Here is a 23,151-nt window from a genome sequence, read left to right as displayed (position 1 = left end):
TTACTAGATGAAGACCATATTAACCTCACTTGAGGGCTTAAAAAGATCCCTTAAAGTGGAATTACCAATAGACACTTTTAACCAAAAAACAGATAAGATTATTGAAAATCTTTCCAAACAAGCTAAAGTCGATGGCTTTAGAAAAGGTAAGGTTCCTTCTTCAATTCTGAGAAAGCGTTTTGGAGCAAGTGCAAGGTCAGATGCTATAAATGAGATAGTTAGTGAAACCCTAGTTGAGGCGCTAACTGGTGCTGATATTACTCCAGCTGCCCAACCATCTTTAACAAATATAGATACAGATAATGCAGATAGCTTTATTTATACTATTGAATTTGAAGTCTATCCTGAAATTAAAGTTGGATCATTATCCAGCTTAAGTATGGACCAGGTAAATGCAAAAGTAACTGAGCAAGATGAAGAGCGTGCTTTGCAAGATTTACAAGATAGATCTGCAGAATACAAGAGTGTTAAGAGAAAATCTAAGGATGGAGATCGTCTCCTTATTGATTTTGAAGGATTGTTAGATGGTGAATCATTTGAAGGAGGAGCTGCTGAGGGCTTTGAAATTATTTTAGGAAGAGGTACAATGATTGAAGGCTTTGAAAAAGGTCTCATCGATGTCTCTTCAGATAAGAAAGTAGAAATTAATGCAACTTTTCCAGAGGACTATCATGTTGAGAACCTAGCTGGAAGAGAGGCGATATTTAAAGTCAAGGTAAATGAGGTTGGAGAGCCAATTGAAGTTAAACGCGATGATGAGTTTGCAAAAAAATATGGTGAAAAAGATTTTAATTCAATGAAATCTCGTATGAGTAATCAGATGCAAATGGAATTAAGCTCTCGTTTAGTTCAGCAAAATAAAGAAACTGCTTTTTCCGCATTGTTAGCTGCAAATGATTTTGATGTGCCTGAGGCAACTGTAAATGAAGAGGCATTAAAGCTCCAACAAGATATGGAGTCTAGAATGGAGCAACAAGGTATGCCAACTAATTCTAAAAGTAAGCTTCCTACAGAGATGTTTCAAGAGGAGGCCTCGAGAAGAGTTAAGCTTGGATTGCTTATAAATAAAATAGCAACTGATAGCGAAATAAAGCCAGAAAAAGAGCAAGTTGATGCTAAACTTAACGAAATGTCCCTCCAGTATGGTGAAAGTGCACAGCAAATGATCGATTGGTATAACACTGATCCATCTAGAATGGCAAATATTGAGTCTATGGTTGTGGAAGATCTTGTAGCTATACATGTTGCAGGTCAGGCAAAAGTAAAATCCACTGAAAAGACATTTTTAGAAATTATGAATCCACAAAATTAATATGACAATTCAAAACTTAAATCAAATTCCTATGGTGATTGAGAGCTCTGGAAGAGGTGAGAGAGCTTATGATATCTATTCAAGACTTCTTAAAGAGCGAGTTATCTTTATGGTAGGACCAGTAGAAGATTACACCGCAAATGTAGTAGTTGCTCAGCTTCTTTTTTTAGAGTCTGAGAATCCTGATAAAGATATTCATTTATATATTAATTCCCCTGGTGGTTCTGTTACAGCAGGCCTTGCAATTTATGACACAATGCAATTTATTAAGCCAGATATTTCAACACTATGTATCGGACAAGCAGCAAGTATGGGTGCCCTTTTATTAACTGCTGGAGCAAAGGGTAAGCGTTTTGCACTTCCGCATGCTCGATGCATGATTCACCAGCCTTTAGGTGGTTTTTCAGGCCAAGCAAGTGATATCGATATTCATGCTCAAGAGATCCTAAAAGTTAGAGACAACTTGAATACAATCCTAAAGAATCATACTGGACAAAGCTTGAAAAATATTCAAAAGGATACTGATAGAGATAATTTCATGTCAGCGAGTGAATCTGCTAAATATGGACTCATTGATAAGGTAATAAATAAACGATAATATTCAATTGACCTATGGCTCAAAATACTGAAGATCTTAGTTGTTCTTTTTGCTCAAAAAATAAAGATGAGGTTGGTCGCCTTATAGCCGGGCCTGGCGTTTATATCTGTGATGAATGCATAGAGTCATGCTATAGCTTAATTCAGGAGCAATCAGCTAAAGATAAAAAAGAACAGCATCAAGATTGGAATTACACACCAAAGCAATTATTTAATTTTTTAAATGAGTATGTTATTGGACAGTCTCATGCAAAAAAAGTTCTTTCTGTTGCAGTTTATAATCATTACAAGCGATTAAAGTCAAATTATGTCTCTAATAAGGTCGAGTTAGATAAGTCAAATATTTTACTAATTGGACCAACTGGAAGTGGAAAAACTCTTCTTGCTCAAACTTTAGCTAGATTTTTAGATGTTCCATTTGCAGTTGCTGATGCAACGACGCTTACTGAAGCTGGATATGTTGGTGATGATGTAGAAAATGTCATCAAAAGTCTTTTAGCAAAATGTGATTTTGATCCTGAAAGGGCAGAGCAAGGAATTATCTTTATTGATGAGATCGATAAAATTTCTCGTCGTTCTGATTCACCTTCAATAACTAGAGATGTTTCTGGAGAGGGCGTGCAGCAAGCAATGCTCAAATTAATTGAAGGAACAATTGCTTCAGTTCCTCCTCAGGGTGGAAGAAAACATCCTAATCAAGAGACAATTGATGTTGATACTTCTAAAATTTTATTTATATGTGGTGGTGCTTTTGATGGCCTTGGAAAAGTTATAGATAGGCGGGTTGAAAAAGCTTCTGGAATTGGTTTTTCTGCAAATGTAAAAGATGAAAATGATGAAAAAACATTGACTGAACTTTATAAGTTTCTTGAGCCGGATGATCTGATTAAGTTTGGATTAATTCCTGAGCTAGTTGGTCGTTTAGCAGTCCATACTTCTTTAGATGAATTGGATGAAGATGCTTTGGTTGAAATTCTTACTAAACCAAAAAATTCTGTCGTCAAACAGTTCCAACAATTCTTTGCAATTGAAGGAGTAAAACTAACAATTAGAAAAAATGCACTTATTTCAATTGCCAAACTAGCTATTAAAAGGAAAACAGGTGCAAGAGGTTTAAGGGCTATCCTAGAGGACCTTTTGCTAGATACAATGTATGAAATTCCATCCTCATCAAGTGTTAAAGAGGTTATTATTGATAAAGCAGTTGTAGAAACTGAAAAACAGCCTATCGTTCTTCACGTATCAGATAAAAAGATAAACAATATTCGAAAAGCAAGTTGATTATTTTAACTTTAATATGCTAAAGTCTAATTAATGTCTTCAGACTTGTTTGATCGTCAAAAAGATGCCGTTGGTAAGGGTGAAAGAACCATATTGGTTTACATTGAACTTACTACAGGTAAACAAATACCTAATAGTTTAGATGAGTTTAAGCAATTAGCAGAATCCTCTGGATTAGATATCATAGATACAGTCCAAGTTAAATTAAGCTTCACTAAAGCCCAATTTTTTATTGGCACAGGAAAAGTTGATGAATTAGCATTAATTGTAGATGATAAGAAAATTGATTTAGTTGTATTTTCTCTTGCATTATCACCTTCACAAGAGCGTAACTTAGAAAAAGTCTTAAAATGTCAGGTGCTTGACCGAACAGGCTTAATATTAGATATCTTTGCATTAAGAGCTAGTTCATTTGAGGGTAAATTGCAAGTTGAATTGGCTCAATTAAGGCATCTTTCTACAAGATTAGTAAGAGGTTGGACACACCTAGAAAGACAAAAGGGTGGAATTGGGCTTCGTGGCCCTGGTGAAACTCAGCTTGAAACTGATAAGCGCTTAATTTCAATTCGTATAAAAAATATTAACAAGCGTCTGCATAAGGTTCATAAGCAGCACGATTTAGGTCGTAAAGCACGAATTAAAAATGAACTGCCAATGATATCACTTGCTGGTTATACCAATGCTGGAAAATCAACCCTTTTTAATCGCCTGACTAAATCAGAAGTATATGCAGATGATAAATTATTTGCAACTCTTGATTCAACTATTCGAAGAGTTATTCTTCCAGCAGCTGGAGAAGCTGTCATTGCTGATACTGTTGGGTTTATCCAGGATTTACCTCATGAACTTGTAGAGGCTTTTAAATCTACTTTAGAGGAAACACGGCAAGCTAATGTCCTTCTTCATGTTGTTGATGCATCCGATATGAACAATAGAGACAAGATCGATCAAGTACAAGAAATTATTGAGCAAATTGAGGCGCAAGATATTCCAAGTATTATTGTGATGAATAAGATAGATGAGATTAGTGGTTTTTCTCCAAGATTAGACATAGATGATCAGGGAAATATTTATAGGGTATGGCTTTCTGCTAATACGGGAGAGGGGATTGATTTACTTTATAAAGCTTTATCTCAAAGTTTAAGCGGGATGATGACTTTTGCTAGAATAAAGCTTGATGTGCAGTCAGCATATATAAGAAGTGAAATCCATAAAGTTGGTTTTATTCAAAAAGAAATAATGAATGAATTTGGCCAATGGCTACTTGAAATTAATGTAACTAGTCACTATCTAGAAAGATTACTAGATAAGCAAGGTGTTTCATTATTATGGGAACAGAAATCACAACAGAGTCAAATGGTATAGAAAAACAATCGGTACCCCTTCTACCTCTTCGAGATGTAGTAGTATTTCCGCATACTGTAATGCCCCTTTTCATTGGAAGGAAATCTTCTGTAAATGCTATCACTCAGGCTATGGAAGCAGATAAAAATGTTTTTTTAGTTACTCAGAAAGATGAGGCTATTGAAGAACCAAATAATGATGAGCTTCACAAAGTTGGTACTCTAGCAACCATTCTTCAATTACTTAAACTTCCAGATGGAACTATTAAGGTTTTAGTTGAAGGTGTTAAAAGATCAAAGATTGAAGAATTTGTTGACCTAGGTGAGCATACCGAAGTAATTTTAAGTGAGTGCACTCTAAATTTTGATGATGACACCGAAATCAAAGCCATGATGCGCTTAGCCTTGGAAAATTTTGAGAAATATATAAAGCTAAGTAAAAAAATTCCTGAAGAAGTTTACAAAGTCCTTAAAGAAATAACAGATGTTGAACGTTTTAGTGATGTCATTATTGCAAATCTTAGTCTTAAGGTAGAAGAGAAGCAGTTATTACTTGAGAGCGAACAAGCAAGGGATAGATTAGAAAAAATACTTTCAATACTTGAAGGTGAGCTTGACGTGCTAGGTGCAGAACAAAAAATACAGAATCGTGTTCGTAAGCAAATGGAATCAAATCAGCGCGACTACTATTTGAATGAGCAAATGAAGTCTATTCAAAAAGAGTTAGGTACTCTTGATGATGAGAATGAGATTGAAGATTTACAGTCAAGTATCAATAAGGCAAAAATGCCTAAAGAGGCTAAGAAAAAAGCACAAAGTGAGTTGAATAAACTACAGAGAATGTCCTCCCAATCATCAGATGCATCTATTATAAGAACTTATATTGAAAATTTATGTTCTGTACCTTGGAGTAAAAAAACAAAAACAAATCAAGATTTACTCAAAGCAAAAAAAATACTTGATGAAGATCACTATGGGTTGGATAAGGTTAAGGAAAGAATTATGGAGCACTTGGCAGTGCAAAGTCGAGTTACTCATAATAAGGCAAATATTCTATGTTTAGTTGGACCACCTGGAGTAGGTAAAACCTCTCTTGGTGAATCAATTGCAAAATCAGTCAATCGTAAATATGTTCGTATGGCTCTTGGTGGTGTAAGAGATGAGGCAGAAATTAGGGGACATAGGAGAACATATATAGGGGCTATGCCAGGATCAATCGTTCAAAAAATGCAAAAAGTAAATGTTAAAAATCCATTATTTCTTCTTGATGAGATTGATAAGATGGCTTCAGACTTTAGGGGAGACCCAGGTTCTGCTATGTTGGAAGTTCTGGATCCAGAGCAAAATCATACATTTAATGATCACTATTTAGAAGTTGATTATGATCTTTCACAAGTTATGTTTGTTGCAACTGCAAACTCATTAAACCTTCCTGAGGCATTAATTGATAGAATGGAAATCATTCAAATCTCTGGATACACCGAGGATGAGAAGCTTGAAATTGCAAAACGGCACTTAATTTCAAAACAAATGAAAAATAATGGTGTTAAGGATTCTGAGATTGTTTTCAAGGACTCTGCAATAATGGATATTATTCGCTACTACACACGTGAGGCAGGCGTTCGAAGCCTTGATCGTGAAATAGGAAGTATATGTAGAAAAGTTGTAAAAGATGTAACACTTAAGAAGCGTAAAGCAAGGGCAATTATTAATTCAAAGAGCCTACCAAAATTTTTGGGAATGAAGAAATTTCGCTTTGGTCTTGCTGAAGAACATAATCAAATTGGTGAAGTTACTGGATTGGCATGGACTTCAGTTGGTGGTGATCTTCTTACAATTGAAGCCTCTTCATATAAGGGTAAAGGTAAGCTTAATTATACGGGCCAACTTGGTGATGTTATGAAAGAGTCTATCCAAGCCGCAATGTCAGTAACTCGGCTTCGTGCAGAATCTTTGGGATTATCAAATGATTTCCATGAAAAGCTTGATATTCATATCCATGTTCCTGATGGCTCAACTCCAAAGGATGGCCCTAGCGCAGGAGCAGCAATGTGTACCGCTCTAGTTTCAGTTTTAACAGGCCGTAAAGTTAAAGCTGCTGTTGCGATGACTGGCGAGATAACTCTTAGAGGTGAAATCACGCCTATTGGAGGTCTCAAAGAAAAACTACTAGCTGCTATGCGAGGAGGGATAAAAACAGTTATTATTCCTGAAGATAATGAAAGAGAGCTTTCAGAAGTACCTGAAAAAATTAAAAGTAAACTCGAAATTATAAAGGTTAAGTGGATTGATCAGGTTTTAGATATTGCTCTTGAGAAAGAGTAAATTATTTTCTATTTAGTTTTTTTGAAATTTTTGCATAATAGAAGCCATCATAATTATGCTTTGGTAGTTGCTGCTTTCCAATAGTGCCCTCACCCCATGAAATTTGAATCTCTTGATTTTTCGCATTATTAAATCTTTTAAGGAAGTTAATAATTTGGTTTTCATTTTCATCTTTTAAGATTGAACAAGTTGCATATACCATAATCCCACCAGGCTTCAATAGAGCCCAAAGATTATCTAGAATTCTGGCTTGAATTTTAGTAATCTGATTAATATCCTTGCCTTTTCTTAGTAACTTTATATCTGGATGTCTTCGAATAACCCCAGTGCTTGAGCAGGGAGCATCAATTAGAATCTTATCAAAAAGTTTTTTGTCCCACCAGTCAGTTTTAGAGGCATCTCCTAGAATAACTTTTACGTTTTCTACATTAAGTCGATTAATATTTTCATGAACCTTTGTTATTCGATCTTCATCATTATCTAATGCGATAACATTTGCCTCTGAACAAAGCTCGGCAATGTGAGTTGTCTTCCCCCCAGGAGCGCAACAAGCATCAAGGATATAATCTCCCTTTTGTGGAGAGATTAGTTGGGCTGATAATTGTGCGGAGATATCTTGAACATAACATGAGCCCTTCTCAAAGTCTGGCAATTTATAGACATTGACTGCTTCAGAAAGGATGAGTGCTTGAGGTGCAATATCAGAAATCGTACTTAAAATATTTTTTTCTTCAAGTTTCTTTTGAAATTTTTTTCTGTCAATTGATGGATGAATCCTTATCGACATAGGAGCTTTTTTATTATTTTCTATTAAAATATTTTGGTAATTATCTGGATAATCTTTTTTTAATTTTTTTAAAAACCAACTTGGGTGAGAATAATGAGTTGACTCAAGTATTACTTTTTGATCACGATCTATACCTCTAAGTATTGCATTAATAAATCCTTTGGCCCATGGCTTACCAATTATCTTTGCAACCTCAACAGTTTCATTTATAGCTGCATGTCTAGAAATATCTGTATAGATGATCTGATAAGCTCCTAAAACTAATAAACAATGCAGATCAAGGTTTTCCTTATCTAGTGGTTTTTTAATTCGAGGTGTAATAATATCATTAAGGTGATGATAAAAACGAATTGATCCAAACACTAAAGATTTTGCAAATGCTAAGTCAGCTTCTGCATTTGAAAAAAGAGATTCTGATAAGGATTTCTTCTCTAAAGCTATTAAACAAATAGCTTTATGTGCAAGAACCCTAGCACTTTGTTTATTGAGCAATGGTTTTTAAATAGCTATTTAAAAGTTCATTAGGCTCAAGATAGCCTGGAACATTTAAGCCATTTTCAAAAAATATGGAGGGGGTTCCATTGACGCCTAATTGTTTTGAGATTGCAAGTTGCTTTTCAACTGGATTAATACAATTTGGACTATCTGGCAAATATCGCTCAGTTTTATAATTATGAATTGCAATAGCTTTATCTTCTGCACACCATATTTTTTCCATAGCACTTTGAGCATTAGGATGAAGTTCTTCTAGTGGGGAGGCTAAGTATTTAACTGTAATACCCAAAGAATTCATTCCCTGCATATTTGCATGAAGTTTTGCGCAATAGGGGCAATCAACATCGGTAAAAACATGGACAATATATTTTTCATTTTCAGCTTTAAATATAATTTTCTCGTCCTCACTAATACTATCTAATATTTTTTTACGCTCCGAATTAATAGGTGTTGTTGAAATATTAGCCATTAACTCTAAATCAGTTACTGCTCCCTGAATTACATACCTACCATCGAATGAAACGTACAAAATATCAATTTGAGGGTCAGTAATTACAATCTGGTAGAAGCCATTTAACTCTGATAAGCTGATACTTTCAGAACTTAAGTTAGGGAAGAATGGCTTTAATTTATCAATAACAATATCAACATTAGCAAAAGTGGAATTAGCAAAAATTAATAATATTAATAAAAGTAATCTATTCATAGTGAAAAATTGATCATTAAAGAAGTAAATTTTACAGTTATTTGGTAGAATACCGAGATTATAATTTTGTGAGAAATGTCATGGATTTTTTTGTTACTCATCAGACAGCAGATCATTACAGTGGAGACTGTGCAGTTGCTTTTGCTTTTAAAGATACAATTAATGAAAATAGAATTCTTCAAAGCTTGATTGAGCTTAATCGGTTTGAAGCTAGTGAGGGTGACACTCTAATGCTTAGCCAGGTTGATGGCTATAAGACAAAGCGAGTCTTAGTAATGGGTTTGGGGGAAGCTCCACTCTCAAATAAAGGATTTTTAAAAGCGCTTAAATTACTGAGTTCAGTAATGGAGAGTGCTAAGGTCAAAAATGTTGTAATTCCTGATATTAATGTTGATGGCTATGATGATTCATGGATTCAATCGACAATAGCTCGTGAATTAAAAAATGCAAGCTATAAAATCGATAAGGTTGGTATAAAAAAAGAAAAAAATACAACTTTCCTAGAAGCTGTAAATATTTTTTCTAAAGATAATGGCATAAATGATATTAAAAAAGGAGTTGCTACGGCTAACGGTATGGCGCTGGCAAGAGAGTTAGGTGATTTACCACCTAACATATGTACGCCAACTTACATAGCTGAAAGAGCTCAATTATTAGCATCAAAATATAACCTGAAGTGTGAGATTTTAGAGGAATCAGATATGAAAACCTTGGGGATGAATTCATTACTTTCGGTTTCTCTAGGATCAGCACAACCTGCAAAACTTATTAGTTTGAATTACTCTAATGGTGGAAAAGAAGATCCAATTGTATTAGTTGGAAAAGGGGTAACTTTTGATAGTGGAGGTATTTCTTTAAAGCCAGGCTCTGGAATGGATGAGATGAAGTATGATATGTGTGGCGCTGCTTCGGTACTAGGAACTATGAGTGCTGTAGCAGAAATGGGCCTTAAAGTTAATTTAACTGTGGTAGTTCCAACAGTTGAAAATATGCCAGCTCATAATGCTTCCAGACCAGGTGATGTAGTGAAAAGCATGTCGGGTCAAACTATAGAAATTCTAAATACAGATGCTGAAGGTCGATTGATTCTTTGTGATGCCCTTACTTACTGTGAAAAATTTAATCCTAAGGTTGTTATTGATGTTGCAACACTTACTGGTGCAGTTATTGTTGCACTAGGTAAGCATCACTCTGGTGTCATGTCAAATGACCAAAATCTAGCTGATAGTCTCAAAAATTCAGGTATGTCAGCAATGGATACAGTTTGGCAGCTTCCTCTTGATGATGAGTATGATGAGTTACTGAAGTCAAATTTTGCAGATATGGCAAATATTGGTGGAAGAGAGGCAGGTACTGTAACTGCGGCATGTTTTTTAGCACGTTATACTAAGAATTATTCTTGGGCTCATATCGATATTGCTGGAACTGCATGGCTTGGAGGTGCTAAAAAAGGTGCTACAGGTAGGCCTGTGCCACTTCTAACTCAATATGTTTTGGATCAAATTAAGAGCTAGCTCAGTTATTTTTTTAAACTCTTAGTAAGATTTTTAGTAAGTTATTATTAATGATTCACACTGACCTTTTTTTAGAAATTAAGAAAAAACCTATGAAATGAATCCAGTTATTTTAATTGATGGTGAAGAGCAATCAAAGATTAGTATCTTTAACCGAAACGTGCAATATGGTGATGGGTTATTTGAAACTTGTATCTCTAAAAAAAATAAAATTCTTTTTTGGCAAAGACATTTAGATCGTCTTAACCTTGGCTGTGAAAGATTAGATATTAAGAAAGTCCAAGAATTAGCTTGGAAAAGTGATCTTAAAAAAGCGTTTGCTTTATCTTCAGTAGATGACTGTATTGTTAAAATTATTCTTTCACGTGGAGATTCTTTACGAGGTTATGGTTATAAGAAAGATATAACACCAGTTCGTATTGTGATTATTTCAGAAAAGAAGAAATCAGTAGATCATGATTTATTTAGTCTAGAGTTTTCTGATAGTGGTTTCTACTCAAATCCAAACTTAGCAGGAATAAAACATTGTAATAGACTTGAACAAATTTTAGCTCGATCTAATTTATTAAGTGATGAGGCTATTATGCAAGATGAAAATGGAAATGTTATCTCTGTCTCTCAAGGCAACATATACTTAATTTGTGATGGCAAGTTACTTACTCCTAAATTGGACCGATGTGGAGTAGAGGGGAGTCGAAGGTCTCTTATTATGGATTTAGCAAGATCTTTAGGAATCGATACAGAAGAATGCTTGGTTTCTAGTGATAAATTAAGACAAGCTGACGAAGTATTTATCTCAAATAGTGTAATTGGTATTCAATCTGTGAGCTCTATTGAGGAATGTAGTTTTGGCAATAACCCCTTAACTGCAATAATTAAATCTTCATATGAAGCTAAGATAAATGAGAGTAATTCCTGGACATGCTTGTAGGAGATAAGAGTAAAAAATATTCAAGATTATTGGTTATAGCAATTTTCTTAATAGTTTCTTCTTGGGTTTTAACTTCAAAAGATATGACAACGAAAAATGAATTAATCTTTCAAGTTAAAAATGGCTCTTCTATGGGGAATGTTGCTGATGAGCTAAGACAGAAAAATCTAATTAAATCTCAGCTATATTTCATTTCACTTAGTAAATTAATTGGAGCTAATCAAAAATTAAAGTCTGGCTATTATCTAGTTACTCCAAAGATGAGTATCTTAACTTTTTTAAAAAATATTTCAAATGGCACTGTTTTATCGACCAAAATAACTTTAATCGAAGGAAAAACTATTGAGTATTATTTCGATCAACTTGACTCTGACCCAACTTTGGAATCGAGTGGCTCTCTTGATGAGATTATGCTGTCAATTGGAATTAAAAAGCCCTATGATGGATGGTTTTTCCCTGAAACATACCAATTTAATTATGGCGATAGTGTTGAAAATGTATTAAAAAGAGCACACATAGAAATGCAAAAAAACCTAAATGAATTATGGATAAAAAGGGATAAAAGTATTCCCCTTAAGTCACCATATGAGGCAATTATTTTAGCATCATTAATAGAAAATGAAACCGCACTGGATAATGAAAAAACACTAATTTCTGGTGTATTTATTCGAAGATTAAATTCTGGAATGAGATTGCAAACTGATCCGACAGTTATTTATGCTTTGGGTGATAGTTACATGCCTCCTCTTAAGAAAAGTGATTTAAAAATTGATAGTTTGTACAATACATATCGAAATAAAGGTCTTCCACCAGGTGCGATTTCATCTGTTGGCTACAAATCTTTATTTGCTGCTCTTCATCCTGATAACGGTAAAGCACTATATTTTGTCTCGAAGAAGGATGGTAGTCATGCGTTTGCACCTAACTATAAAGAACATAAAGAAAATATCAAGAAGTACTTAAATCAGAACTAGTCTAAAATTACAAACTATGAATAAAGGAAAATTTATTACAATTGATGGTGTTGAAGGTGCTGGTAAAAGTACCCAAATTGAGCTTATTTGTAGCTATTTGCATCGAAAAGGTATTGAAGTTGTTAGAACTAGAGAGCCTGGAGGTACTGATATAGGAGAAAAAATTCGTTCTGTATTGCTTGATGTAGATAATAAAGAAATGCATAGTGATACTGAGCTTCTATTAATGTTTAGTTCTCGTAATGAGTTAATTCAAAATAAAATTATTCCTGCTTTGAATGATGGTAAATGGGTTGTGAGTGACCGTTTTACAGATGCTTCATTTGCTTATCAAGGTGGTGGCAGAATGCTAAGTTTAGATCGGATTGCTAAGCTAGAAAATTGGGTTCTGGGTTCTTTTAAACCAGATCTAACGTTTTTGCTTGATATTAGTGTTGAGATTGGTATGACTAGAGTTGAGGCTAGGAATGCAAAAGATCGAATAGAGCAGGAAGAAAGGGCTTTTTTTGAAAGGGTTAGATCAGTCTTTATTGAAAGGTCAAAAATTTATCCAGATAGAATTAAATTAATCAATGCTGAAAGATCTGTTGATGAAATCCAAACTCAAATTCAATCAATAATAGAGTTGCTATGATATTGCCTTGGCATAAGAGTGCTTTCTCAAAGCTTAAAAAAATGATTGATTTAAATCATGTTCCTCATGCCTTACTTATTACTGGCGTTGAAAAGATTGGTAAGTTTGCTTTGATGCAAGAGCTTGTAAAAATACTTCTTTGTGAGAACCAATCTTGTGGAGAATGTGAACTTTGCTTATCTTTAAAGAAGGATAATCCGAAAGAAGACCTTGGCTATAGTGCATTAATTCGAAGATCTCATTATCCTAATCTAATTTATTGTCGAACTGAGATTAATGATTCTGGCTCAATGTCTAAAGAAATCCGAATTGATCAAGTGCGAACATTTTGTGAAATTTTAGGAAAGACTGCCGACGCACTTCAAATTGGAGTAATTTTTTATGCTGATCAAATGAATGCCAATGCGGCCAATAGCCTCTTAAAAACTCTAGAAGAGCCAAGAAAAAATACTCTTATTGTTTTGCTTGCTCATAATATCAATTCTCTTCCAGCAACTATTCTATCTCGATGTCAGTCTATTCATATTAATCCAACTTACGAAAAAGAAAGTGCGGTTTGGCTTTCAAATCATATTGATGAGAATGTGAGCGCTGATTATGATGCAATGCAGCTTTTAGAAGGTGCTCATGGTGTTCCTCAAAAGGTAATTGAAGAGTTAAAGGGTGATTACTTTTTTCAGTATCAAGGTTGGCAGAACCTCTTACTCGAAATTGCCAATCATCCTATAAAAGCCATTGAAACTGAAATATTTGATGGAAATGAGGTTCAAGTATTAAGTTGTTTGCAAAATTTAATTACAGAGGGTATAAAGCTAAAAGTTGTAAAACATGATGGTGGAAATATAGAGCTTAATAGGGTAATAGAGAAAGCGCCAAGTGATTACCTATTTAAATTATTAGATGACACTAGCCGTGCAATTTCATTGTCACAAACTACTGTAAATATGAAATTATTATTGGATAATATACTTATTGTTTGGTCACATATTACTCACTTAAAAAAATACCCAACTATTACTAATATTCAGGAGATTTAATGAATCGTTCGACAACTTTATTCAATGAAGCTAAAGATTTTATACCTGGAGGGGTTAACTCACCAGTTAGAGCGTTTAATGGAGTAGGAGGTGATCCTATTTTTTTTGATTATGGAGAAGGCGCCTATCTTTATGATGTGGATGGTAACAAATATATTGATTATGTGGGCTCATGGGGACCAATGATTTTGGGTCATGCAAATCCTATCATTATTGATGCTGTAAAAGCTGTATTAGACAAAGGTCTTGGTTTTGGAGCACCTACGGAAATTGAAACCTCACTTGCAAAAAAAGTTTGTCAGATTGTTCCTTCAATAGAGCTTGTGAGAATGGTAAGTTCGGGCACAGAGGCAACAATGAGTGCTATTCGTCTAGCTAGGGGTTTTACTGGGCGTGATAAAATTTTAAAGTTTGAGGGTTGTTATCATGGACATTCTGATTCATTATTAGTTAAAGCTGGTTCAGGAGCACTAACTTTAGGTGTTCCAACTTCTCCTGGTGTGCCTAGTGATTTAGCAAAGCATACTTTGACACTTGAATATAATAATTTAGAAGTTGTTGAAGATCTATTCCTAGAGATGGGAGAAGAAATTGGATGTATTATTGTTGAGCCAATTGCTGGAAATATGAATTGTATACCCCCTAAAGAGGGATTTCTTGAAGGTCTAAGAAAGATATGCGATAAGTATGAAACTGTTCTAATTTTTGATGAGGTAATGACAGGTTTTCGGGTTGCCTTAGGAGGAGCTCAGGAAGTTTATAATGTTACACCTGATCTTACTGCTTTAGGTAAGGTGATTGGTGGAGGCCTTCCAGTTGCAGCTTTTGGAGGTAGGCGAGATATTATGAATCAAATTGCTCCCATCGGGCCTATTTATCAAGCTGGGACACTGTCAGGAAATCCTCTTTCTATGGCTTCTGGCTTGGCAATGTTAACTGCCTTAGAAGAAGATAAGTCATTTTATAAAAACTTAGGAAGAAGAGCAGAATACCTGGTTCAAGGGATAATTTCTGAAGCAAAAGCTAGAGATATTCAGATGACAAGTAACTGCGTTGGTGGAATGTTTGGTATGTTTTTTAGCAATGAAGAAAAGGTTACAAATTTCTCTCAAGCTTCTAGTTGTAATATTGAATTATTTAAGAAATTTTTCCAGGAAATGATAAAGCAAGGAGTGTACTTGGCACCTTCTGCATATGAAGCTGGATTCCTTTCTAATGCCCATACTGATGAAGATTTAGATAAAACTATTAGCGCTGCTTCAGCTGCGTTTGCGGTGATATGAGCCTAGTAACTGTTGGGGCTGAATTATTAGCTGCAAAGGAGCGCCTATCACCCTATAAAAATAATATTACAGTATTTGGTTCAGCAAGGATTAAGTCATCAGATCCCTTATATCAAGATGCTTATGAGCTCGGAAAGGCATTATCAGACGGCGGTTATAACATCTTTACTGGTGGTGGTCCAGGCATTATGAGTGCTGCAAATAAGGGAGCTTATGAGGGTAAGTCAAAAAGTATAGGACTCAATATCAAGCTACCTCAAGAGCAAGATAGTAATCCATATCTTGATGAAAAGTTTACTTTTGGCTACTTTTTTTCAAGAAAGGTTATGCTTGTTAAGTACTCTAGTGCATGTATTTACTTTCCAGGTGGTTATGGAACTGCTGACGAGCTGATGGAGGTTTTAACTCTGATGCAAACAAATAAAATGGATCAGGTTCCAATAATATTGTATGACTCTGGTTTTTGGGAGCCTCTATTATTATGGATTAAGCAAGCTGTTGAAAAATCTTACATTAATCAGAAACATTTTGAACTATTAACAATAGTTGACTCTATAGAAGAAATTGTAAATGTTGTGGAAAAAGAAATATGTCTTTAGCAATTTTTGATTTAGACAATACCCTGATTGGTGGTGATAGTGATCACTTATGGGGTGAGTTTTTATGCGATGAAGGAATTATTTTTGATCGACAAGCATTTGAAAAAAAGAATGATTATTTCTACAGACAATATGAATTAGGATCACTGGATATATATGCCTGGGCTGAGTTTAGTTTTGAGATACTGGCAAAATATTCCATTAAAGAATTAGAGCATCTTCATCACAAATTTATGCAATTAAAAATTGAGCCAATTATTTTAGATAAGGCTCAAAACTGTATAAATAATCATAAAGCAAATGGTGATACTGTGCTTGTAATTACAGCTTCAAACACTTTTGTTACTGAACCTATTGTCAAGCGCTATGGAATAGATCATTTATTAGCAACTCAGCCAGAGATGATATCAGGGAGGTACTCTGGAAAGATTTTAGGGATCCCATGTTTTCAGTCAGGAAAGATTGATAATCTGATGCCTTGGATGAGACAAAATGATGAAACTTTAGAGGGTTCTTTTTTTTACTCTGATTCTCATAATGATATCCCACTGCTTGAGTTAGTTGATAATGCTGTTGCTGTAAATGCTGATGAAATATTGATTACAAAGGCAAAAAAGCATGGATGGCAGTTAGTTGATTGGCGATAAATTTATATAAATTAAGCTTTGTTAGATTTTTTCGCAAAATTAAGATAAGTCTATAAATAAATAAGTCTATGTCATTGATAAAAAACCTTTGAAAGACTATAGATATTAGTTTTTTTCAATATTAAAGATTATCTTATTACCTTCATCTCTCTGAGAAATTAACTTATGTCCTAATTGATTACAGAAAGCAGCAAAATCTTTTTTTGAGCCCTGATCTGTACAAATAACTTCAATTATTTCTTTTGAATTCATTGTTGAAAGCGCTTGCTTTGTTTTTAAAATAGGCATTGGACAGTCATAACCACTCATGTCTAAAGTTTTATTTGGCATCAACTCTTCTCAAAAGATATCTATTGTTATTTTAATTAACTGTAACTTTTATTTCAGTATATTTGTGTTAATTAAAACGCCTATAGCCATTGAAATCAAGAAAATAATTACTATAGGATCAAAAACTGCTAATGCAGAAATTGCGGGTCCAGGGCACAGACCAACAAGACCCCAGCCTACTCCAAATAGGCTTGCACCTATGACTAGTTTTTTATCCATTTGTTGTTTAGTAGGTAGTTCAACTCTATTTCCAAGCCCCGAAACTTCTTTATTCTTAAGTAAGAAAAAGAATGGTGTAAAAGCTAGTATTGCCCCTCCCATTACGAATACTAAGGAGGCATCCCAGTTATGAGTAATGCTTAAAAAACCTATAACTTTTTCTGGATTTGTCATCCCAGAAATTACAAGACCTATTCCAAAGATAATTCCACTTACAAGTGAGATAAATTTATCATTCATAAATGAATTCCATATTGTTGAAGTATTGTTACAGTAAGCATGCCAGCAGCTACAAAAATTACAGTTGCTAACATCGAATTTAAAGATAATCGTCCAATTCCACATATTCCATGACCAGATGTACACCCTTTGCTAAGTCTTGTTCCAAGACCAACAAGAAGACCACCAGAAATAATTAAGCCATAAGAATGAGTTATGGTGAAAGCAATATCTTCACTAGGTAATATGATATTGTAGTAAATTAGAGGACCAATTACTAAGCCCAATAAGAAATATACGTTTGATATTCTGTTGCTAGATTTAGTAATTGCATTCTCAAAAATACCACTTATTCCAGCTAGCCTCCCAGTAGTATAGAAATAAAATACAACTGATAAGCCAATAATTATTCCACCAATAAGGGCGCTAATAGGTGTGAAGTTATGCATTATGATACGTACCCAAGATTATTAATTATGTTTCAAATAGAACCTAATAATAACAGAATTATTAGTTTTAAAGAAATAAACGTATGTTGAGATAATCAGAAAACTTAGAATAATAAGGTCTTCTCAATTTTTGTTACGAGACAAAATATTAACACCATTTGGAGAGCCTATCAGAAGAATATCAGCGCCTCGATTTGCAAATAATCCATTAGTGACTACTCCAACAATATTGTTAAGATAATTTTCAAGATTTTGTGGATCAATAATTTCAAGTTTGTGTATGTCAAGAATAAGGTTTCCATTATCTGTGATGAAATCTTCCCTTAGAATTGGACTTCCTCCAATTGATTCAATAATTTGACGTTTTACATAATTAGCTGACATTGGAATAACCTCAATTGGTAAAGGAAATTTTCCTAGGGATTCTACAAGTTTAGATTCGTCAGCAATGCATACGAATTGATTAGAGACTGCAGCAACAATCTTCTCTCGGGTCAATGCACCCCCTCCACCCTTAATGAGATTGAGATTATGATCTGATTCATCTGCGCCATCAATATAAACTGAAATCTCATCAACATCATTAAGGTTGACAACTCGTATACCATTTTTTTTAAGTCTATTTGCAGTATCAATAGAGCTTGCAACTGCACCTTTAATAGAGTCTTTAATAGTGGCTAAATGATCAATAAAAAAATTTGCTGTAGAGCCTGTTCCAACGCCTATAATGGTTTCGGGAGTAATATACTTAAGTGCGGTTTTTGCAACTTCATTTTTTAATTCATCTTGAGTCATTTGATCTCCATCTTTCAATTCAAAATAATTATACACGATGAAAAAAATAATCCTTGCAACTGGCAACCAAGGTAAGGTGCGAGAGTTAAATGCAATGCTAAAAAGTCATTACATTATTGTCTCGCAAAAAGATTTACAAGTGGAGGAGGTTCCTGAAACAGGAAGCTCTTTTATCGAAAACGCTTTAATAAAAGCAAGAAATGCATCATTTCAGACTAATCTCCCAGCATTAGCAGATGATTCTGGTCTAGAAGTAGAGGCACTTGATGGAGATCCAGGCATCTATTCCGCCAGATATGCTGGTGAGGAGGCAACTGATGAAGATAATATTTCAAAGCTTATCTCAAATATGGAGCAACATCAAAATCGATCAGCACGTTTTTGTTGTGCAATGGTTTTTGTTGAAAATGCAGAAGATACTAAACCCATAATTATTGAAAAATACTGGAACGGTGAGATATTACGAGAGGCAATAGGAAATAATGGTTTTGGTTATGATTCTATTTTCTATTTGCCAGACTTGCAATGTTCATCAGCTCAGCTAGAGCCTGAAAAGAAAAATCTCTTATCACATCGAGGTCAGGCACTTAATGAACTTTTAAGACATCTCATATCATCATAATAACTTGTTAGAATTACCTCCAATTTCTCTATATATTCACTATCCTTGGTGTGTCAAGAAATGCCCCTATTGTGATTTCAATTCTCATGATGGAGAAATTCAATCTGGTTATATTAAGGCATTATTAAAAGATTTAGATAATGATCTTCAGTACCTTCAAAATCGATATATTCATTCAATCTTTATTGGAGGCGGCACACCCAGCCTTATGAGTATTAATGATGCTAAAGAATTATTTAATGGGCTTAAGATGAGGCTTCCAATATCTAAAGATATTGAAATTACTCTTGAGGTAAATCCTGGAACATTTGAAATTGAAAAATTTGCTAATTTTAGAGAGATTGGAATAAATCGTCTCTCAATAGGAGTTCAATCTTTTAATAATGATCAATTAAAATTCCTTGGACGAATCCATAGTGGAGAGGAGGCAGTTAATGCAATATATGAAGCGAAAAAAGTAGGCTTTGATAATATAAATATTGATCTTATGTATGGACTTAAAAATCAAAATATCCAACAATCTAAAGAAGATCTATTAAAAGCAATTAATCTGAGTCCTAGTCATATATCTTTCTATCAGTTAACACTAGAGCCAAATACCTTATTTGCAAAATTTCCTCCAAGGCTTCCAAATAATGAACATATATGGGATATGGGAGATAAGGGGGCGGGGTTACTTCAAAGCCAAGGCTTTAATCAGTATGAGGTCTCTGCATACAGTAGTAGACCATCTCATCATAATATAAATTACTGGGAGTTTGGCGACTATTTAGGAATTGGGGCGGGTGCTCATGGAAAAATAACTGATATGAATTCAAAAAATATTTTTAGAACATTGAAACCAAAATCTCCAAATGACTATTTAAAAAAATTTCAAAAAAATGTTGAAAAAACTACTATAAAAAACATTGAAAATGTTACTTTTGAGTTCATGCTTAATGGGCTCAGACTTAAGCAAGGCATTAATACTAATTTATTTGAATGTCGGACTGGAAAGTCAATAGAGATTATAGGCCCTCAAATAGATGAAGCTATAAATTTAGGATTGCTTACAAAAAAAGATAGACAAATAAAACCAAGTAAGAAAGGCTTTAATTTTCTTAATAATTTGCAAGAGATCTTTCTTTAATAAAATTAGCAGAGCCTTTGCTTGACTATATTTAAAGACTATGGCCAAATGATAACAAAATAAAAATAGGTAATAAAATGATTGATGATTTTTGGACATGCAGACATACTTGGCGCCAAAGTGCAAATAACACTAAATGGTGCTTAATTGGTTGCGCTATTGGTGATTTTGGAACAATCGCTTTATTGCAAGATAGTGGTTGGCCAACCATTTACATTTTTGGACTTGCAATGATTAATGGAATTATTGCAAGTATATTGTTGGAAACCTATATGTTGATGCGTCAATCATTTGATTTTGCAAGTGCTATAAAAACTGCATTAGGAATGAGTTTAATTTCAATGATTTCAATGGAATTAGCAATGAATTTAGTTGATTATTTATTAACTGGTGGAGCTATATTTAAGCTTTGGGTATTACCAATTGCGTTATTTTTTGGTTTTATAACGCCTTGGCCCTTCAATTACTGGCGATTAAAAAAATTAGGTAAATCCTGTCACTAATCGAGTTGACTGGTAAAATCTTATCTAGTTTTTAAAGAAACCTTACGTTTATGATATCTCACAAAATTGCCGACGTACTTACAGAGTCTTTGCCTTATATTCAAAAATTTAAGGGCAAGACTATTGTTATCAAATATGGTGGAAATGCTATGGTTGATGAGGATTTAAAGTCAAGCTTTGCTAGAGATATAGTGCTCATGAAGTCCGTTGGAATGAATCCTATAGTAGTTCATGGTGGTGGGCCACAGATTGGTAAGACCCTTGAAAAGCTTGGAAAAAATACTGAATTTGTTGATGGTATGCGAGTAACTGATAGTGAAACAATGGATGTTGTTGAGATGGTATTGGGGGGCTTGGTGAATAAAGAAATCGTAAACCTAATCCATCAGCATGGAGGCAACTCAATTGGCCTTACAGGGAAAGATGGAAGGCTTATTACTGCAAAAAAATTAAAGACTAAGATTGAACCTACATCTGAAATCATTGATTTAGGCCATGTTGGTCAAGTTGATCAGATAGATATCTCGGTTATTAATTTATTGCTACAAGGGGACTTCATTCCTGTAATTGCTCCTATCGGCGTGGGCAAAGATGGCTTTTCATATAATATAAATGCAGACCTTGTAGCGGGTGCAATAGCAGAGTCACTAAATGCTGAAAAACTCATTCTGCTAACTAATACTCTAGGTTTATTAAACAATGAGGGTGAACTTGTATCAAATTTGAATTCGACTTCTGCAAAAAAACTTATTGATGATGGATCAATTCAGGGTGGGATGCTTCCTAAGATTGACTGTGCATTATCAGCAGTTAAAAATGGTGTAGAGAGGAGTCATATTATTGATGGAAGAGTTTCTCATGCAGTCTTATTAGAGGTCTTTACTGATTCAGGCGTGGGTACACTAATTACCAAAAATGGGTAGTAGTAATAGAGATACTATTAGTGTAAATGAATGCCAGATACTAGCTCATTATAAGTTCGAAGCTGAACAATTTATAATTACTTTAGCCTGTCCAGAAATTGCTAATACAACTCTTCCAGGTCAATTTGTCCATCTATCTGTTTCTGGAATGCTTGCTATGAGAAGACCTATATCGGTTATGTCTGTTGATAAAACAAATGGAACCTTTGACCTTTTATATAAAATTGTAGGTGAGGGAACTAGGCAATTAGCCGAGCGTAAAATTGGTGATATTTTGTCTGCAATTGGTCCAATCGGAAATGGATTTAAGATGACAGATAAAAAAAATCCTCTTTTGATTGGAGGTGGAGTTGGAATGCCGCCAATAATTGCAATTGCACAATATATAAAAGACAATAATTTCTATAATCCCTATGTAATACTGGGCTCTGAGATTCCCTTTCCATTTAAAACAATTGTAAGCAATTTAAGTGGTTTTTATTCATCTAAGCTTCATACTATGCCACAACTAGAAGAGTGGAAAATTGCTTGTGGTTTAACAAGCTTACAAAGTTATGAGGGTGTTTATAATGGTTTTGTTACTGGACTTGCTAAAGAGTATTTAGACAGCTTATCAGAAAATGAATTACAGGAAATTGAAATTTATTCTTGTGGGCCTCATCCAATGCTTGAGGCTGTTTCAAAGTTAGCTGAAGATTACAACCTACCTTGTCAAGTTTCTTTAGAAGAGTTTATGGCTTGTGCAGTTGGTGGCTGCGCTGGATGTGTTGTTGAGGTTCAAACTAGTAATGGCCCTGCTATGAAAAGAGTCTGTGTTGATGGACCAATATTTGACGCCCAGTCAGTTTTCTAATGATTTCGGATAACTTAAATTTTGTAAAGTCCCGGATAGAATCTGTAAAACATGATCAGGAGGTAGAGTTAATTGCGGTTAGTAAAACTCGATCGATTTCAGAAATTCAAGAAGCGATTGATGCAGGACAGTTTCATTTTGGTGAAAATTATTTACAAGAATCTTTAGAAAAAATATCATCACTTAAAAATAGTAATTTAACTTGGCATTTTATTGGTCCAATTCAAGCAAATAAAACTGCAGGTATTGCAGAGAATTTCGATTGGGTCCACAGTGTTGATAGGCTGAAGATTGCAAAAAGACTAAGTTCTCAAAGAGATCCAAATTTAGGCCAACTTAATATCCTTATGCAGATAAATATTGACAAAGAGGAAACAAAATCTGGATTACTTATTGAGGATATTCCAGAGATCATCTCTGAGGTTAAAGAATTACCTAATATTGCTTTAAGAGGTTTCATGTGTATCCCTAACCCTGAAAATTCTGCAGCTAGTTTTAGTGAAATGGCGAAATTAGTTTCAAAATTTTCTTATCTTGATTCATTATCAATGGGAATGTCAGCAGACCTCGAATTAGCAATAGAAAGAGGTGCTACATTTGTTAGAGTTGGAACTGATATTTTTGGTAAGAGAAGTTATAATTAA

25 protein-coding genes are annotated in these 23,151 nt (G+C 34.3%); 19 read left to right on the top strand and 6 right to left on the bottom strand.

Annotated features, from left to right (window positions below; all coding sequences use genetic code 11):
- Positions 1-7 precede the first annotated feature (7 nt).
- The 5 genes from tig to lon are packed head-to-tail and all read left to right on the top strand — an operon-like array spanning position 8 to position 6,858.
- Positions 8-1,312, top strand: coding sequence for a trigger factor (gene tig, locus CRN91_RS08435; RefSeq protein ID WP_114115986.1), 1,305 nt, complete (start codon positions 8-10; stop codon positions 1,310-1,312).
- 1 nt (position 1,313) lies between these two features.
- Positions 1,314-1,910, top strand: coding sequence for an ATP-dependent Clp endopeptidase proteolytic subunit ClpP (gene clpP / locus CRN91_RS08430; RefSeq protein WP_114115985.1), 597 nt, complete (start codon positions 1,314-1,316; stop codon positions 1,908-1,910).
- 14 nt (positions 1,911-1,924) lie between these two features.
- Positions 1,925-3,190, top strand: coding sequence for an ATP-dependent Clp protease ATP-binding subunit ClpX (clpX, locus tag CRN91_RS08425; protein ID WP_114115984.1), 1,266 nt, complete (start codon positions 1,925-1,927; stop codon positions 3,188-3,190).
- 33 nt (positions 3,191-3,223) lie between these two features.
- On the top strand, positions 3,224-4,555 hold the full coding sequence (gene hflX, locus CRN91_RS08420) for a ribosome rescue GTPase HflX (protein ID WP_114115983.1): 1,332 nt from the start codon (positions 3,224-3,226) through the stop codon (positions 4,553-4,555).
- Positions 4,519-6,858, top strand: coding sequence for an endopeptidase La (gene lon / locus CRN91_RS08415; protein WP_114115982.1), 2,340 nt, complete (start codon positions 4,519-4,521; stop codon positions 6,856-6,858). Before hflX ends, lon begins: the two co-directional genes overlap by 37 nt.
- 1 nt (position 6,859) lies before the next feature.
- On the opposite strand, the gene rsmB is transcribed toward lon, so the two are convergent.
- Together rsmB and CRN91_RS08405 are read right to left on the bottom strand one after the other, a co-directional pair.
- Positions 6,860-8,137, bottom strand: a complete 1,278-nt coding sequence (gene rsmB / locus CRN91_RS08410) for a 16S rRNA (cytosine(967)-C(5))-methyltransferase RsmB (protein ID WP_114115981.1) — start codon at positions 8,135-8,137, stop codon at positions 6,860-6,862.
- A complete protein-coding gene (locus CRN91_RS08405; protein WP_114115980.1) occupies positions 8,127-8,846 on the bottom strand; it encodes a DsbC family protein in 720 nt (239 codons plus the stop codon). Before CRN91_RS08405 ends, rsmB begins: the two co-directional genes overlap by 11 nt.
- 80 nt (positions 8,847-8,926) lie before the next feature.
- On the opposite strand from CRN91_RS08405, the gene CRN91_RS08400 reads away from it, so the two are divergent.
- From CRN91_RS08400 to CRN91_RS08365, 8 genes are all read left to right on the top strand, one after another.
- Complete coding sequence (locus tag CRN91_RS08400; protein ID WP_114115979.1) at positions 8,927-10,360, top strand: leucyl aminopeptidase; 1,434 nt, start codon at positions 8,927-8,929, stop codon at positions 10,358-10,360.
- 97 nt (positions 10,361-10,457) lie between these two features.
- Positions 10,458-11,291 (top strand): aminodeoxychorismate lyase, encoded by an 834-nt coding sequence (gene pabC / locus CRN91_RS08395; protein ID WP_114115978.1) that lies wholly within the window; start codon positions 10,458-10,460, stop codon positions 11,289-11,291.
- Positions 11,282-12,265 carry an endolytic transglycosylase MltG gene (mltG, locus tag CRN91_RS08390; protein WP_114115977.1) on the top strand — a complete coding sequence of 328 codons (984 nt, stop codon included), beginning with the start codon at positions 11,282-11,284 and terminating at the stop codon, positions 12,263-12,265. The genes pabC and mltG overlap by 10 nt, the downstream gene beginning before the upstream one ends.
- 16 nt (positions 12,266-12,281) lie before the next feature.
- On the top strand, positions 12,282-12,899 hold the full coding sequence (tmk, locus tag CRN91_RS08385; RefSeq protein WP_114115976.1) for a dTMP kinase: 618 nt from the start codon (positions 12,282-12,284) through the stop codon (positions 12,897-12,899).
- On the top strand, positions 12,896-13,936 hold the full coding sequence (locus CRN91_RS08380; RefSeq protein ID WP_114115975.1) for a DNA polymerase III delta subunit-related protein: 1,041 nt from the start codon (positions 12,896-12,898) through the stop codon (positions 13,934-13,936). The genes tmk and CRN91_RS08380 overlap by 4 nt, the downstream gene beginning before the upstream one ends.
- A complete protein-coding gene (gene hemL, locus CRN91_RS08375; protein WP_114115974.1) occupies positions 13,936-15,219 on the top strand; it encodes a glutamate-1-semialdehyde 2,1-aminomutase in 1,284 nt (427 codons plus the stop codon). The genes CRN91_RS08380 and hemL overlap by 1 nt, the downstream gene beginning before the upstream one ends.
- Positions 15,216-15,818 carry an LOG family protein gene (locus tag CRN91_RS08370; RefSeq protein WP_114115973.1) on the top strand — a complete coding sequence of 201 codons (603 nt, stop codon included), beginning with the start codon at positions 15,216-15,218 and terminating at the stop codon, positions 15,816-15,818. Before hemL ends, CRN91_RS08370 begins: the two co-directional genes overlap by 4 nt.
- Entirely contained in the window at positions 15,809-16,465 is a 657-nt protein-coding gene (locus CRN91_RS08365; RefSeq protein ID WP_114115972.1) for a histidinol-phosphatase, read from the top strand. The genes CRN91_RS08370 and CRN91_RS08365 overlap by 10 nt, the downstream gene beginning before the upstream one ends.
- A gap of 105 nt (positions 16,466-16,570) precedes the next feature.
- On the opposite strand, the gene CRN91_RS08360 is transcribed toward CRN91_RS08365, so the two are convergent.
- From CRN91_RS08360 to rpiA, 4 genes are all read right to left on the bottom strand, one after another.
- Positions 16,571-16,795: a sulfurtransferase TusA family protein gene (locus CRN91_RS08360; protein WP_114115971.1), complete on the bottom strand. Its 225-nt coding sequence runs from the start codon at positions 16,793-16,795 to the stop codon at positions 16,571-16,573.
- A 48-nt stretch (positions 16,796-16,843) separates the two neighbouring features.
- The gene (locus CRN91_RS08355) at positions 16,844-17,254 is read right to left on the bottom strand and encodes a DUF6691 family protein (RefSeq protein WP_114115970.1); all 411 of its coding nucleotides are present in this window, start codon (positions 17,252-17,254) and stop codon (positions 16,844-16,846) included.
- On the bottom strand, positions 17,251-17,682 hold the full coding sequence (locus tag CRN91_RS08350; protein WP_114115969.1) for a YeeE/YedE family protein: 432 nt from the start codon (positions 17,680-17,682) through the stop codon (positions 17,251-17,253). Before CRN91_RS08350 ends, CRN91_RS08355 begins: the two co-directional genes overlap by 4 nt.
- Before the next feature lie 123 nt (positions 17,683-17,805).
- A complete protein-coding gene (gene rpiA / locus CRN91_RS08345) occupies positions 17,806-18,477 on the bottom strand; it encodes a ribose-5-phosphate isomerase RpiA (protein WP_114116092.1) in 672 nt (223 codons plus the stop codon).
- 37 nt (positions 18,478-18,514) lie between these two features.
- Here rpiA and rdgB point away from each other — a divergent pair, with 37 nt between their 5' ends.
- The 6 genes from rdgB (at position 18,515) to CRN91_RS08315 (ending at position 23,151) form a co-directional block, all read left to right on the top strand.
- Complete coding sequence (rdgB, locus tag CRN91_RS08340) at positions 18,515-19,099, top strand: RdgB/HAM1 family non-canonical purine NTP pyrophosphatase (protein ID WP_114115968.1); 585 nt, start codon at positions 18,515-18,517, stop codon at positions 19,097-19,099.
- 4 nt (positions 19,100-19,103) lie between these two features.
- Entirely contained in the window at positions 19,104-20,228 is a 1,125-nt protein-coding gene (gene hemW, locus CRN91_RS08335) for a radical SAM family heme chaperone HemW (protein WP_114115967.1), read from the top strand.
- Between the two features lie 77 nt (positions 20,229-20,305).
- Entirely contained in the window at positions 20,306-20,731 is a 426-nt protein-coding gene (locus CRN91_RS08330) for a DUF4396 domain-containing protein (RefSeq protein ID WP_114115966.1), read from the top strand.
- 50 nt (positions 20,732-20,781) lie between these two features.
- Positions 20,782-21,654: an acetylglutamate kinase gene (gene argB / locus CRN91_RS08325; RefSeq protein ID WP_114115965.1), complete on the top strand. Its 873-nt coding sequence runs from the start codon at positions 20,782-20,784 to the stop codon at positions 21,652-21,654.
- The gene (locus CRN91_RS08320; RefSeq protein ID WP_114115964.1) at positions 21,647-22,507 is read left to right on the top strand and encodes a dihydroorotate dehydrogenase electron transfer subunit; all 861 of its coding nucleotides are present in this window, start codon (positions 21,647-21,649) and stop codon (positions 22,505-22,507) included. The genes argB and CRN91_RS08320 overlap by 8 nt, the downstream gene beginning before the upstream one ends.
- Positions 22,507-23,151, top strand: coding sequence for a YggS family pyridoxal phosphate-dependent enzyme (locus CRN91_RS08315; RefSeq protein ID WP_114115963.1), 645 nt, complete (start codon positions 22,507-22,509; stop codon positions 23,149-23,151). Before CRN91_RS08320 ends, CRN91_RS08315 begins: the two co-directional genes overlap by 1 nt.

This window comes from Candidatus Thioglobus sp. NP1, from assembly GCF_003326015.1.
Classification (GTDB): domain Bacteria; phylum Pseudomonadota; class Gammaproteobacteria; order PS1; family Pseudothioglobaceae; genus Pseudothioglobus; species Pseudothioglobus singularis_A.
Note: the sequence above shows the minus strand (reverse complement) of the source record. Positions and strands in the feature narration are given on the sequence as shown.

Bases quoted from the DNA above. Each gene is read 5' to 3' on its own strand.
- argB (WP_114115965.1), top strand. From the start codon at position 20,782: ATGATATCTCACAAAATTGCCGACGTACTTACAGAGTCTTTGCCTTAT.
- CRN91_RS08315 (WP_114115963.1), top strand. From the start codon at position 22,507: ATGATTTCGGATAACTTAAATTTTGTAAAGTCCCGGATAGAATCTGTA.
- tig (WP_114115986.1), top strand. From the start codon at position 8: ATGAAGACCATATTAACCTCACTTGAGGGCTTAAAAAGATCCCTTAAA.
- CRN91_RS08370 (WP_114115973.1), top strand. From the start codon at position 15,216: ATGAGCCTAGTAACTGTTGGGGCTGAATTATTAGCTGCAAAGGAGCGC.
- lon (WP_114115982.1), top strand. From the start codon at position 4,519: ATGGGAACAGAAATCACAACAGAGTCAAATGGTATAGAAAAACAATCG.
- clpX (WP_114115984.1), top strand. From the start codon at position 1,925: ATGGCTCAAAATACTGAAGATCTTAGTTGTTCTTTTTGCTCAAAAAAT.
- pabC (WP_114115978.1), top strand. From the start codon at position 10,458: ATGAATCCAGTTATTTTAATTGATGGTGAAGAGCAATCAAAGATTAGT.
- CRN91_RS08380 (WP_114115975.1), top strand. From the start codon at position 12,896: ATGATATTGCCTTGGCATAAGAGTGCTTTCTCAAAGCTTAAAAAAATG.
- CRN91_RS08365 (WP_114115972.1), top strand. From the start codon at position 15,809: ATGTCTTTAGCAATTTTTGATTTAGACAATACCCTGATTGGTGGTGAT.
- hemL (WP_114115974.1), top strand. From the start codon at position 13,936: ATGAATCGTTCGACAACTTTATTCAATGAAGCTAAAGATTTTATACCT.
- clpP (WP_114115985.1), top strand. From the start codon at position 1,314: ATGACAATTCAAAACTTAAATCAAATTCCTATGGTGATTGAGAGCTCT.
- CRN91_RS08405 (WP_114115980.1), bottom strand. From the start codon at position 8,846: ATGAATAGATTACTTTTATTAATATTATTAATTTTTGCTAATTCCACT.
- CRN91_RS08320 (WP_114115964.1), top strand. From the start codon at position 21,647: ATGGGTAGTAGTAATAGAGATACTATTAGTGTAAATGAATGCCAGATA.
- rdgB (WP_114115968.1), top strand. From the start codon at position 18,515: ATGAAAAAAATAATCCTTGCAACTGGCAACCAAGGTAAGGTGCGAGAG.
- CRN91_RS08360 (WP_114115971.1), bottom strand. From the start codon at position 16,795: ATGCCAAATAAAACTTTAGACATGAGTGGTTATGACTGTCCAATGCCT.
- CRN91_RS08400 (WP_114115979.1), top strand. From the start codon at position 8,927: ATGGATTTTTTTGTTACTCATCAGACAGCAGATCATTACAGTGGAGAC.
- CRN91_RS08350 (WP_114115969.1), bottom strand. From the start codon at position 17,682: ATGCATAACTTCACACCTATTAGCGCCCTTATTGGTGGAATAATTATT.
- CRN91_RS08330 (WP_114115966.1), top strand. From the start codon at position 20,306: ATGATTGATGATTTTTGGACATGCAGACATACTTGGCGCCAAAGTGCA.
- CRN91_RS08355 (WP_114115970.1), bottom strand. From the start codon at position 17,254: ATGAATGATAAATTTATCTCACTTGTAAGTGGAATTATCTTTGGAATA.
- mltG (WP_114115977.1), top strand. From the start codon at position 11,282: ATGCTTGTAGGAGATAAGAGTAAAAAATATTCAAGATTATTGGTTATA.
- rpiA (WP_114116092.1), bottom strand. From the start codon at position 18,477: ATGACTCAAGATGAATTAAAAAATGAAGTTGCAAAAACCGCACTTAAG.
- hflX (WP_114115983.1), top strand. From the start codon at position 3,224: ATGTCTTCAGACTTGTTTGATCGTCAAAAAGATGCCGTTGGTAAGGGT.
- tmk (WP_114115976.1), top strand. From the start codon at position 12,282: ATGAATAAAGGAAAATTTATTACAATTGATGGTGTTGAAGGTGCTGGT.